10 protein-coding genes are annotated in these 12,895 nt (G+C 62.8%); 5 read left to right on the top strand and 5 right to left on the bottom strand.

Translation table 11 applies throughout. The annotated features are described in order from the left end of the window. Positions 1 to 17: 17 nt before the first annotated feature. The 5 genes from serC to rpsA all read left to right on the top strand — a co-directional run bounded on the left by serC (position 18) and on the right by rpsA (position 7,267). Positions 18 to 1,112 carry a 3-phosphoserine/phosphohydroxythreonine transaminase gene (gene serC, locus AOG28_RS05565; protein ID WP_054555590.1) on the top strand — a complete coding sequence of 365 codons (1,095 nt, stop codon included), beginning with the start codon at positions 18 to 20 and terminating at the stop codon, positions 1,110 to 1,112. Positions 1,113 to 1,125: 13 nt separating this feature from the next. Next, a complete protein-coding gene (gene pheA, locus AOG28_RS05560) occupies positions 1,126 to 2,265 on the top strand; it encodes a prephenate dehydratase (protein ID WP_054555589.1) in 1,140 nt (379 codons plus the stop codon). 68 nt (positions 2,266 to 2,333) lie between these two features. Further along, entirely contained in the window at positions 2,334 to 4,565 is a 2,232-nt protein-coding gene (locus AOG28_RS05555; protein WP_131433164.1) for a bifunctional prephenate dehydrogenase/3-phosphoshikimate 1-carboxyvinyltransferase, read from the top strand. After that, complete coding sequence (gene cmk / locus AOG28_RS05550; RefSeq protein ID WP_043331443.1) at positions 4,562 to 5,281, top strand: (d)CMP kinase; 720 nt, start codon at positions 4,562 to 4,564, stop codon at positions 5,279 to 5,281. The genes AOG28_RS05555 and cmk overlap by 4 nt, the downstream gene beginning before the upstream one ends. 306 nt (positions 5,282 to 5,587) lie before the next feature. Further along, complete coding sequence (rpsA, locus tag AOG28_RS05545) at positions 5,588 to 7,267, top strand: 30S ribosomal protein S1 (RefSeq protein WP_043331442.1); 1,680 nt, start codon at positions 5,588 to 5,590, stop codon at positions 7,265 to 7,267. Positions 7,268 to 7,525: 258 nt separating this feature from the next. Here rpsA and AOG28_RS05540 read toward each other — a convergent pair whose 3' ends face one another. The 5 genes from AOG28_RS05540 to AOG28_RS05520 form a co-directional block, all read right to left on the bottom strand. Further along, entirely contained in the window at positions 7,526 to 7,729 is a 204-nt protein-coding gene (locus tag AOG28_RS05540; RefSeq protein ID WP_043331440.1) for a hypothetical protein, read from the bottom strand. Between the two features lie 475 nt (positions 7,730 to 8,204). Then, complete coding sequence (locus AOG28_RS05535) at positions 8,205 to 9,023, bottom strand: RNA methyltransferase (RefSeq protein WP_054555588.1); 819 nt, start codon at positions 9,021 to 9,023, stop codon at positions 8,205 to 8,207. A gap of 342 nt (positions 9,024 to 9,365) precedes the next feature. Then, a complete protein-coding gene (gene groL / locus AOG28_RS05530) occupies positions 9,366 to 11,015 on the bottom strand; it encodes a chaperonin GroEL (RefSeq protein WP_043331439.1) in 1,650 nt (549 codons plus the stop codon). Positions 11,016 to 11,072: 57 nt separating this feature from the next. After that, entirely contained in the window at positions 11,073 to 11,366 is a 294-nt protein-coding gene (locus AOG28_RS05525) for a co-chaperone GroES (protein ID WP_043331438.1), read from the bottom strand. Between the two features lie 614 nt (positions 11,367 to 11,980). After that, a complete protein-coding gene (locus AOG28_RS05520) occupies positions 11,981 to 12,544 on the bottom strand; it encodes an FxsA family protein (RefSeq protein WP_054555587.1) in 564 nt (187 codons plus the stop codon). Positions 12,545 to 12,895 lie beyond the last annotated feature (351 nt).

Here is a 12,895-nt window from a genome sequence, read left to right as displayed (position 1 = left end):
TCGGGAAATAAGACGACATGACACGCAAGTTCAACTTCTGCGCCGGTCCTGCTGCACTGCCGACCGCTGTCCTGGAGCGCGCCCGCGCCGAGATGCTGGATTATCAGGGCCGCGGACTGTCCGTCATGGAGATGAGTCATCGCTCCGACGAATTCGTGGCCATCGCCGAGAAGGCCGAGGCGGACCTGCGCGAACTGCTCGAGATTCCGTCCAACTATCGCGTGTTGTTCATGCAGGGTGGCGCCTCGACCCAGTTTGCGGGTGTGCCGCTGAACCTGCTGGGCGCGGGTGGCAGTGCCAACTATCTGTATACCGGTATCTGGGGCAAGAAGGCGATCAAGGAAGCCGAGCATCTGGCGGTGGGCAGCCACGTGGCGGCCTCCAGCGAGAGCAATGGCCTGATCGCCGTGCCGCGCCAGAACGCGATCCAGCTCTCGGGCGATGTGGGCTATCTGCACTACACCGCCAACGAGACCATCGGCGGCCTCGAGTTCGACTATATCCCCGAGGTGGCAGCGGATGGCGTGCCGCTGGTGTGTGACATGTCGTCTTCCATCCTGTCTGGCCCGCTGGATGTCAGCCGTTTCGGCGTTATCTATGCTGGTGCCCAGAAGAACATCGGTCCGGCGGGTCTGACGCTGGTCATCGTGCGCGAAGACCTGCTCGATCGTGCCCGCAAGGACTGCCCGACCATGCTGAACTGGAAGACGGCCGCCGAGGCCAACTCCATGTTCAACACGCCGCCGACCTACGCCTGGTATCTCTCCGGGCTGGTGTTCGAGTGGCTCAAGGACGAGGTCGGTGGCCTCGCCGCCATGAACGCGATCAATGATCGCAAGGCGCAGGCGCTCTACGCGGCCATCGATGGCAGCGACTTCTATTCCAACCCGATCGTGACCGAGAACCGTTCACGCATGAACGTGCCGTTCGTGCTGGCCGATGACCGTCTCGACAAGACCTTCCTCGCCGAGTCCGAAGCGGCGGGTCTCTTGAATCTGGCCGGTCACCGCAGCGTCGGTGGCATGCGTGCCAGCCTCTACAACGCCGTGCCGGAAGCTGCCGTCACTGCGCTGGTGGACTTCATGGGCGACTTCGCGCGCCGTCACGGCTAAGGGAGGAGGTGAGATGTCGGATTCCAAGGAGAGCCCTGCGTCGCAGGCGGCGGGCAAGGCGGTGACGCTGAATGATCTGCGTCAGCGCATCGACGCCATCGACAATGAGCTGCTGAACCTGATCAGCGAGCGCGCGGGCTGCGCGCAGCAGGTCGCCGAGGTCAAGCTGGCGGCCGGTGACGTGGGCGAGGATGGCCAGGTGCAGTTCTACCGCCCGGAGCGCGAAGCCCAGGTGTTGCGCCGCATCATGGCCAACAACCCCGGCCCGCTGAAAGGCGAGGAGATGGCGCGTCTGTTCCGCGAGATCATGTCCGCCTGTCTGGCGCTGGAGCAGCCGATCCGCCTGGCCTATCTCGGCCCGGAAGGCACCTTCACCCAGCAGGCCGCGCTCAAGCACTTCGGTGACAGCGCCGTGACCAAGCCGATGGCCGCCATCGACGAGGTGTTCCGCGAAGTGGAGGCGGGTGCGGTGCAGTATGGCGTGGTGCCGGTGGAGAACTCCACCGAGGGCGTCATCAACCACACGCTGGATTCGTTCATGGGCTCGCAGCTCAAGATCTCCGGCGAAGTGGTGCTGCGCATTCACCACCACCTGCTGGTGGGCCCGAATACGCGTCGCGAGAAGATCTCGCGCATCTATTCCCACGCCCAGTCGCTGGCCCAGTGCCGCAAGTGGCTGGATGCCCACTTCCCGCACGCCGAGCGCATCGCGGTATCCTCGAATGCCGAGGCCGCGCGTCAGGTGCGCACCGAGTGGCACAGTGCGGCGATTGCCGGTGACATGGCGGCCAAGCTCTATGAGCTGGAGAAGGTCGAGGAGAAGATCGAGGACAGCCCCGACAACTCCACGCGCTTCCTGATCATCGGTGACAGCTCGGTGCCGGCGTCCGGCGATGACAAGACCTCCATCGTGGTGGCGATGCGCAACCAGCCGGGGGCACTGCACGACCTGCTGGCGCCGTTCCACCGCCACCAGATCGACCTGACCCGCGTCGAGACGCGTCCGTCACGCTCCGGTGCCTGGAACTATGTCTTCTTCATCGACTTCCGTGGCCACCGTGATGACCCGCTCATCACGGCGACGCTGGAAGAGCTGCGCCAGTGCGCGGCGGACGTCAAGGTACTCGGGTCCTACCCGGTCGGTGTGCTGTGAGCGAGGTCGACCACACGCGCCATGCTGCGCCGTCAGACCTGCTGTCCTCGCTGCCGTCAGCGGAGCGTCTGGCCGGCGAGCGGCGTATCCTGCTGGTCGGGCTGGGCTTGATCGGTGGCTCGCTGGCGGCGGCATTGCGCGCGGCGGGCCATCGCGGCGAGATTCTCGCCTGTGATCGTGACTCCAACGAGATCTGCCTCGGTCAGCGCATGGGGCTGATCGACGGTGGCAGCACGCAACTGGCGGCGCTGGTACCGGGTGCCTCGCTGATCGTGCTGTGCGTGCCGGTGATGGCAATGCAGAGCGTGATGGCCGAACTGGCGCCGTTGCTGGATGATGACGCCGTCATCACCGATGTCGGCAGCACCAAGGGCGCGATCCGCGATGCGGCGCTCGGCGTCTTCGGTCGCATGCCGCCGAATCTGGTGCTCGGTCACCCGATCGCCGGGTCCGAGAAGAGCGGTGTCGCGGCGTCCAATCCCGAGCTCTATCGCGATCACAAGGTGATTCTGACGCCGGAGCCGGACAGCGATGCCGAGGCCGTGGCACGCGTGGCGGCCATGTGGTCGGTATGTGGTGCCCAGCTTCTGAGCATGAGCGTGGCGCGCCACGATGAAGTGCTGGCGCGCACCAGCCATCTGCCGCACCTGCTGGCGTTCTCGCTGGTCGACAGCCTGGCGCGCCAGGATGAGCGACTGGAGATCTTCCGCTACGCGGCGGGCGGTTTCCGTGATTTTACGCGCATCGCGGGCAGTGACCCGGTGATGTGGCGCGACGTCTATCTGGCCAACCGCGATGCGGTGCTGGAGGCGTTGGATGAATTCGAGGCCGGGGTAGCGCGGGTGCGCGCTGCCGTGACCGCGGGCGATGGTGAGGCGATGCTGGGGATATTCACCCGCGCAAGCCACGCCCGACACTACTTCAATACCCTCTTGAAACAGACGAGTTATCAGACCATGGAACAGCAGAACGTGCGGTACCGTGCACTGCCGGGTGGGCAGGTTCAGGGGCGCATTCGTGTGCCGGGCGACAAGTCCATGTCGCATCGCTCCATCATGCTGGGCGCCTTGGCGACCGGCGTGACAGAAGTCGAAGGCTTCCTGGAAGGGGAAGACAGCCTGGCCACGCTGCAGGCCTTCCGCGACATGGGTGTGGTCATCGAAGGCCCGCATCAGGGTCGTGTCACCATTCACGGTGTGGGTCTCAACGGCCTGAAGCAGCCGCCGGGCCCGCTGTATGTCGGCAACTCCGGCACCGCGATGCGCCTGTTCGCCGGTCTGCTGGCCGGTCAGGCCTTCGACACCGAGCTGACCGGTGATGCCTCGCTGACCAAGCGTCCGATGGACCGCGTCGCCAATCCGCTGCGCGAGATGGGCGCGGTGATCGATACCGCAGACAACGGCCGTCCGCCGCTGCGTATCCACGGTGGTCAGCCGCTCAAGGGCATCCGTTACGAGATGCCGATGGCGTCCGCTCAGGTCAAGTCCTGCCTGCTGCTGGCCGGTCTCTACGCCGAAGGCGAGACACGTGCCATCGAGCCGGCGCCGACGCGTGACCACACCGAGCGCATGCTCAATGGCTTCGGCTACAAGGTCGAGCGTCAGGGCGCCGAGGCGTGGCTGAACGGTGGCGGCAGCCTCGAAGCCTGCCCGATCGACGTGCCGGCCGACATCTCCTCCGCGACCTTCTTCCTGGTCGCCGCGGCCATCACGCCGGGCTCCGATCTGGTGCTGGAGCACGTCGGCATCAACCCGACGCGCATCGGCGTCATCAACATCCTCAAGGCGATGGGTGCCGATCTGAGCGTCTCCAATGAGCGCGAAGTCGGCGGTGAGCCGGTGGCAGACCTGCACATCCGTTATGCGCCGCTCAAGGGCATCGACATTCCGGAAGACCAGGTGCCGCTGGCCATCGATGAATTCCCGGCACTGTTCATCGCCGCCGCCAACGCCGAGGGCATGACCCGTCTGCGTGGCGCCGAGGAACTGCGCGTCAAGGAATCCGATCGCATCCAGGTGATGGCGGATGGTCTGGCGCAGATCGGCGTCGAGCACGAAGTGGTCGCGGACGGCATCGACATCCGTGGTGGCGCCTACGGCGGCGGCCTGGTCGACAGCCACGGCGATCATCGCATCGCGATGGCCTTCAGTGTCGCGGCGCTGCGCGCCCAGGGCGAGATCCTGATCGACGACTGCGCCAATGTCGCGACCTCCTTCCCGAACTTCGTGGCGCTGGCCGCTGAAGTCGGCATGCAGGTCGAGAACCTTGGTGCCGTGGCACCCGGCCAGGAGGCTTCATGAGCGGGGAAGCGACACCTCATCACAGCCAGATCTGCGACGCGCCAGTACTGACCCTTGATGGCCCTGGCGGGGCAGGCAAGGGCACCATCAGTCGTCTGGTCGCGGCGAGCCTGGGCTGGCATCTGCTGGATTCCGGTGCGCTGTATCGCTTGACGGCACTGGCCGCCGAGCGTCATGGCGTGGCGCTGGAAGACGAGGATGCCGTGGCGACCATCGCCGAGCACCTCGATGTGCAGTTTGACGCCGAAGGCGACGCCACCAGCGTGATTCTGGAAGGTGAGGACGTCACCCGTGACATCCGTCTCGAGTCGGTGGGCAACAATGCCTCCATCATCGCGGCCCAACCGCGTGTGCGGACTGCACTGCTGGCGCGCCAGCGCGCCTTTGCGCGTGCGCCGGGCCTGGTGGCCGATGGTCGCGACATGGGCACGGTGGTCTTCACCGGTGCGCCGCTCAAGATCTTCCTGACGGCGAGCGCCGAGGAACGTGCGCGTCGTCGTCATGCCCAGTTGCAGGAAGCGGGTGTCGATGCTAATATTTCGAGCCTTTTGACAGAAATACAGGCGCGCGATGCGCGTGACATGGGCCGGGCAGTCGCCCCGCTCAAGCCTGCAGACGACGGCGTGATCCTCGATACGACGGATCTCGACATCGACCAGGTGATCGAACGCATCCAGCAGCTGCTGGTCGAATACGGCCTGGTAGCAGCGCGCTGAGACTCGAGTCTCAGCCTGTAAGTCGTCAGAACAACGGATTGATCGCCTGCTGTTGCAATACGGCCTCCGGGTCGGGCAGCAGCGGGTTTCGCTCGCTTCGCGAGTGATGATGCAGAACCCAGATGACACCGAGGTGTCATCAACCCCCCGGCAAGGTGTCATGGGGTGCATCGGCGGCAAGCGGAAAGCCGGTGTATCTCGAACCAGCGTCAACGCCCCCGGGGATATGTAGATATGGCCCGTGCTTGCTGGTGGTACGGAGACTGCGGTGCAAGCCGCCCCAAACGTTGATCATGTAGGAATACCATGAGCGAGAGCTTTGCTGATTTATTTGAACAGTCACTCCAGGACATCAACATGGAGCCGGGCGCAATCGTGTCCGCTACCATCGTGGATATCGATGGCGACTGGATCACTGTCAATGCCGGTCTGAAGTCTGAAGGTCAGATTCCGTCTGAACAGTTCCGTGACGAAAGTGGCCAGCTGTCCATCAGCATCGGCGACGAAGTCATGGTTGCACTGGAAGCCGTGGAAGATGGCTTCGGTGAGACCCGCCTGTCCCGCGAGAAGGCCAAGCGTGCCGAAGCGTGGAAAGAGCTGGAAGCCGCCTTCGAGAAAGACGAGATCGTCAAGGGCGTGATCAACGGCAAGGTCAAAGGTGGCTTTACCGTCGACATCAACACCATCCGTGCCTTCCTGCCGGGTTCTCTGGTCGATGTCCGCCCTGTGCGCGACACCGCCCACCTCGAGAACAAGGAACTGGACTTCAAGGTCATCAAGCTCGACGCCAAGCGCAACAACGTTGTCGTGTCCCGTCGTGCCGTCCTCGAAGCCGAGAACAGCGCTGAGCGTGAAGCCCTCCTGGCGACTCTGCAGGAAGGTCAGCAGATTCAGGGTATCGTCAAGAACCTGACCGACTACGGCGCCTTCGTCGACCTCGGCGGCGTTGACGGCCTGCTGCACATCACCGACATGGCATGGAAGCGCATCAAGCATCCGTCCGAGATCGTTGCTGTCGGCGACGAGATCAATGTCAAGGTGCTGAAGTTCGACCGCGAGCGCAACCGTGTGTCTCTGGGTCTCAAGCAGCTGGGCGAAGATCCGTGGGTCAACATCAAGGCTCGCTACCCGGAAGGCGCCAAGATCAACGCACGCGTCACCAACCTCACCGACTACGGCTGCTTCGCCGAGCTGGAAGAGGGCGTCGAAGGTCTGGTCCACGTGTCCGAAATGGATTGGACCAACAAGAACATCCACCCGTCCAAGGTCGTCAATGTCGGCGATGACGTGGAAGTGATGATTCTGGACATCGACGAAGAGCGTCGTCGTATCTCCCTGGGTATCAAGCAGTGCACCACCAACCCGTGGGAAGACTTCAGCGGCAAGCACAACAAGGGCGACCGTGTCTCCGGTACCATCAAGTCAATCACTGACTTCGGTATCTTCATTGGTCTGGAAGGCGGCATCGACGGCCTGGTTCACCTCTCCGACATTTCCTGGAACGAAGCTGGCGAAGAAGCCGTGCGTCGTTACAAGAAGGGCGAAGAAGCTGAAGCGGTCATCCTGTCCATCGATCCGGAACGTGAGCGCATCTCTCTGGGCGTCAAGCAGCTCGAGAGCGATCCGGTCTCCGAGTACCTGGCCGTCAACGACAAGGGCGCTATCGTGTCCGGTCGTGTTGTCGACATCGATGCCAAGGAAGTTCAGGTAGAGCTGGCGACTGACGTCATCGCTATCCTGAAGGCTTCTGAAATCAGCGCTGACCGTGTCGAAGACGCACGCAACGTCCTGAGCGTCGGCGATGCTGTCGAAGCCAAGATCGTCGGTGTGGATCGCAAGAGCCGCCTGATCAACCTGTCCGTCAAGTCCAAGGACCAGGTTGAAGCACCGCGTCGTGATGCTGCCAAGCCGCGTACCCAGGAAGTCGAGAGCAACGGCCCGACTACCATCGGTGATCTGATCAAGCAGCAGCTGGGTCAGGAGTGATCCCGAGACACTCCGCCTCCTCGTGAGGTGGAGTGTCCGGATCCACGCTGAGGTGACATGCCTCTGGTAGTCACCTCAGCGTCTCCGAATCGGTATCCTGCATGAGACGCATGTCATATGCGGGAACGAAAAAAACCGCCACCCTTCGGGGTGGCGGTTTTTTCATGCCTGGTCGTTACGGGTGGCTGCTGGTCATCGTCGATCGTCGTTGCTGGTCATTACCAGTCGCCACCTGCCAATCACCTCATCTAGCGTCGTTCAATGCGCCTGCGAGGCTGCGGGCTGACTGACCTTGGCCAGCAGCTGCATCTGACGTAGTGAGATCGTGCAGTACAGGCTGCGGTAGAGCGTCGGTTCCTGCGTCGGGTCGGTCTTGAGCAGGCGAGCTTCCAGCTGGTGGATGTCGCTGGCCAGCTGTTCCGCGTCCGGGGTCTGTGTCTGTCGTGCGGCTGTCTGAGTCATGTAAAGGCGCTCCGTGAGTCCATGGTCGTGGATGGGATCAGGGTCGGCTCTTCTTGTGGGTGTCTCGAGGTGCGTCGCCACGCTGGCCTGTCATGGCCCTTCGTGTGTTGGCGTGGCGGCGTCTCTGCCTGCTCTTGCGGCAGTTCTCGACCTGCGTGGCAGATCTCAAGGTCGCAAAGGAGCCTTTGCCTGACACTGCAGCCTTCGCGCGTGACTTCCTTGGTGGGCTGCAGCTACTGCATGGGTCTGTGCCGTATCTCTATGCCGGTATTTCTATACCCGTATTTCTATACCTAGGCTGTGTGACGGGTTCTGCGGTGCCTGACGTCTTGCTTATCAAGCATAGCGGAAGGTCTACAGTGCACCTTGATCCATGTCAGAAGGATGACGTTGCGCTGACAGGCTGTTGCGAAGTGGCAAGTGCCAAGTGGCAACAGTCCGAGCCTCAGTACATGACGGGGCGGCCGTGCGCGACTCAGGACGCCTCGTGATCGCTCTGCTCGCTGGCTGTGCCAGCGTTCGCCGCTGCCGTCTGACGCTCAAGATTGGACAGCATGCCACGCAGGATGGAGAGTTCGCGGCGTGTCGGCTCGGCACGCGCGAACAGGGCGCGCAGCCGCTCTTCGGTCTGGGAGTGGGGCTGGTTGAGGAAGCCGGAGCTCTGCAGGGCGCGACCGAGATGCTCATGGAAGTAGCCGAGCTGTTCGCGGGTCGGCAGCTGATCATCCTCACGGCGCGCGACAGGCGCCTCCTGGGGCTTGTCGAGCGTCAGGCGCCATGCACTGCGGCACTCGTGCGCCAGCACCTGGGCGGCCTGTGAGACGTTGAGGATGCCGTAGTCCGGGTTGGTGGGGATCGATACCTGATGCGTGCAGCAGGCGATCTCCTCGTTGGTCAGTCCGAAGCGCTCGCGGCCGAATACCAGCGCCACCTTGCCATCGCGCGCGATATCCATGGCGTGCGCCGCCATCTCGCGTGGCTCATCGAAGTGGGGCAGCGGGACGCTGCGCAGGCGAGCACTGGCCCCGATGACCAGCTGGCAGTCATTGACGGCGTCTTCCAGGTGCTCGACCACGCGCGCATTTTCCAGCAGTTCCGCGGCACCGCTGGCCATGCGTGTCGCTTCCTCGTCGGGGAAGCAGCGCGGATTGACCAGCACCAGGTCCTTGATGCCCATGGTCAGAATGGCGCGAGCGGTGGCACCGATGTTGCCGGGATGGAAGGTCTGCACCAGTACGACACGCACATTGTCGAGGGCGCTAGTGGTCTGGGAAGCGGCGGGGGTATCAGTCATGAGAAGGTCCTGGGCAAGCGAGGTGCGCGGCCTGAGCGGTTGGCGTCATCGGTCGTGACCGTAGGCATTTCAGCCTCAATACATCGTCAGCTTCGATGCACTGCCATCACCAGGCGCCATGTCTCGGGTCGCGGCAAAAAGTGGCGCCTAGTGTAGCGTGGTGAGCGGGAGGCGTCAGGTGCCGAGAGCCGCGGCGCTTACCGTATAAGGGCCTGTATGGGTCTCGCGCTGCTCACCGCATGGAACTCGCAGCGCTCGCCGAATGACAGGCATGAAAAAACCGCCCCTGCTTGCGCAGGAGCGGTTCGGGACACGACGGGTGAGTCGTGGGGTGAGGCTGGCTTACATCATGCCGCCCATGCCACCCATGCCGCCCATGCCACCCATGTCGCCGCCGCCGGCAGCGGCCTTGTCTTCCGGATCTTCAGCGATCATGCATTCGGTGGTGATCATCAGACCGCCGATGGAGGCCGCGGACTGCAGTGCAGAACGGGTCACCTTGGCCGGGTCCAGCACGCCCATCTCGAACATGTCGCCGTAGACGCCGGTAGAGGCGTTGTAACCGTAGTTACCTTCACCAGCCTTGACGTTGTTGAGCACGACAGAGGCTTCTTCACCGGCGTTGGTGACGATCTGACGCAGCGGCGCTTCCATGGCACGCAGTGCGATGGCGATACCGTGAGTCTGATCTTCGTTGTCGCCTTTCAGGTCGACCAGCTGGCCCAGCACGCGAACCAGGGCAGTACCACCGCCAGGCACGACGCCTTCCTCGACGGCTGCACGAGTGGAGTGCAGGGCGTCTTCGACGCGAGCCTTCTTCTCTTTCATCTCGACTTCGGTGGCAGCACCGACGCGGATGACGGCAACGCCGCCGGCCAGCTTGGCGACACGTTCCTGCAGCTTCTCGCGGTCGTAATCAGAGGAGGTTTCCTCGATCTGAGCGCGGATCTGGGCAACGCGTGCTTCGATATCGCCTTCGTTGCCGGCGCCATCGATGATGGTGGTGTTTTCCTTGGACATGGTCACGCGCTTGGCGGTGCCCAGGTGGTCCAGGTTGGCCTGTTCGAGGTTGAGGCCGACTTCTTCGGAAATCACGGTGCCACCGGTCAGGACAGCGATGTCCTGCAGCATGGCCTTGCGACGGTCACCGAAGCCCGGTGCCTTGACGGCAGCGACCTTGACGATACCGCGCATGGTGTTGACGACCAGAGTCGCCAGCGCTTCGCCTTCGATGTCTTCGGCGATGATCGCCAGCGGCTTGCCGGACTTGGCAACGCCTTCCAGCACCGGCAGCAGTTCGCGGATGTTGGAGATCTTCTTGTCGACCAGCAGGATGTACGGGTCTTCGAGTTCGACCGCCATGGTGTCCTGGTTGGTGACGAAGTACGGAGACAGGTAACCGCGATCGAACTGCATGCCTTCGACCACTTCCAGCTCGTCTTCGAAGCCACGACCTTCATCGACGGTGATGACGCCTTCCTTGCCGACCTTCTCCATCGCTTCCGCGATGATCTCGCCGATGCGAGAGTCGCCATTGGCGGAGATGGTGCCGACCTGGGCGATGGCCTTGGTGTCGGTGCACGGCACGGACAGCTCACGCACGGCCTTGACGGCTTCGATGACGGCCTTGTCGATGCCGCGCTTCAGGTCCATCGGGTTCATGCCCGCGGTCACGCCTTTCAGGCCTTCGTTGACGATGGACTGAGCCAGCACGGTGGCGGTGGTGGTGCCGTCGCCAGCCACGTCAGAAGTCTTGGAAGCGACTTCCTTGACCATCTGGGCGCCCATGTTCTCGAAGCGATCCTTCAGCTCGATTTCCTTGGCGACGGAAACGCCGTCCTTGGTGACGGTCGGAGCGCCGAAGGATTTTTCCAGTACCACGTTACGGCCTTTCGGGCCGAGGGTAGTCTTGACCGCGTCGGCCAGGACATTGACACCACGCGCCATGCGCTTGCGTGCATCATCGGAGAAACGAACGTCTTTTGCAGCCATGTTTATCTCTACCTTTAATCAGTAAGTCGAAGCGTTGGAACCCGAAAAAGCTGAAACTCAGCCTTCCACCACGGCGAGGATGTCGCTCTCGCTCATGATCAGCACCTCTTCGCCGTCGATTTTCTGCTTCTCGACGCCGTAGCCATCCTTGAAGATCACGGTATCGCCGACTTTCACGTCCAGCGGGCGAACTTCACCGTTTTCGAGGATGCGACCGTTACCGGCGGCGAGAATCTCGCCACGGGTCGGCTTTTCCTGGGCGCTGCCGGGCAGAACGATGCCACCTGCAGTTTTCTGTTCTTCTTCCACGCGACGAACCACGACGCGATCGTGCAAGGGACGAATGTTCATTGCTCACGTTCTCCTGATGGTAAATCCCGCCAGCTACCGTTCTTTGTCGGTGAGTCTGGCGTTCAATGGGGTTGCCTACCGAGTGTTGGGCCCCGCCGCTGGGGGCGTGGCCGTTATCCATTGCACCGCTTTTATGGTGGCGGGGGGACAGCTTTCAAGTAGGCGATCATAAAAAAATTTCAAATCGGCGCATCTTGTGCGTCGCATGAAAGCTACGCACCTTGGCTGCAGCCTGTTTTCCGCAAGGTTCCGCTAGATGAATCAACGGCTTGAGTGTATCGAGCCGTTCACCGTTGGCATATAGCTGGCAGCCTCCAGACGGTGTCCATTGGTACAAGACGCCAGAGGAAGGTCAGCGGCCAGGGTGTGCGTCGTTGCAGGGCGCAAGGGTTCGGTCGGGCAGCTTACAGAGCGCGAACCCGGTCAGTGACTGGCATTGGCGCTGGGGCTGGCCAGTGCAGGACAGGAGAGAGCAGGACAGCGTGATGGAGCCTGTGAAGCGAGATATCACGAATCAAAAAGGCCCGGCACTGGTGTTCCAGTGCCGGGCCCATCGCTTTCAAACATGATTCCCAAGCAGACGATTGCACGTGGTGCTTGTGCGTGAGAAGGCGCTAGAGGCGCGGCTCGTCACGGCTGATGTAATCGCCTTCCAGCGGCTCGCCGGTCTGCTGGCTGCTGCCTTGCTGCCCTGCATGGTTGCCACTTGCGTGCTGCTGATCGCCACCGCTGCGTGATGCGCTGTCAGCACGGGCGTCGGCTTCCCAGTCACCCGTGCGGGTGCTGCGCGAGGTTCCCGCAGCCGAGAAGCGGCCCTTGAAGAAGCGCGCGATCGCACTATTGCCGCTCAGGCCGCGCGTCAACAGCCCCCGTGAGGCGGGGAGCAGGCACAGCAGGCCGAAGGCATCAGACAGAAAACCCGGTGCCATCAACAGGGCGCCGCCGAAGATGAGTGCCGCGCCTTCCATCAGCTCGCCGGAAGGCATCTCGCCACGTTGCAGGCGTTCCTGGGCGCGCATCAGTGTCGCGCGACCTTCGCGGCGAATCAGATGCAGGCCGACGGCGCCGGTGATCAGCACCAGCGCCAGGGTCGGCAGCAGGCCGATCTGGCTGCCAAGACTGAACAGCACCACGAAATCCAATAACCCGAACAGGGTAATCACTAACAGTATGGGCATCGTCTCTCCCGAAGCAGGTAAATGGCAGGTTGCGCCAATGCGTCAAGGGTAAACCAGCCGCCGGATGGGGAACAGTCGAATCGGGCTCATGAACGGGCCATGATCTGCTGATGAGCCGCTGATGGTCGGCGGCGTGGATGGCTGGCGCTGTAGGAGTAGCGGTGCCATGCTGAACGATGTTGCATGTTGCAGTGCACAATAGAAGGGCTGGACAGGGAGAGTCGGCCAGGGCGAGTTGGACAGCGAGAGCCGGCCAGAGAGAGCCGGCCAGGGAGAGTCGGACAGGGAGAGTCGGACAGGCAGAGCCCAGGCGTCTGCAGGGGGCGGGCCGAGGCTCACTCATCAGCATTC

The sequence above is a fragment of the Cobetia sp. UCD-24C genome (assembly GCF_001306765.1).
In the GTDB taxonomy this organism is placed as follows: Bacteria; Pseudomonadota; Gammaproteobacteria; order Pseudomonadales; family Halomonadaceae; genus Cobetia; species Cobetia amphilecti.
Note: the sequence above shows the minus strand (reverse complement) of the source record. Positions and strands in the feature narration are given on the sequence as shown.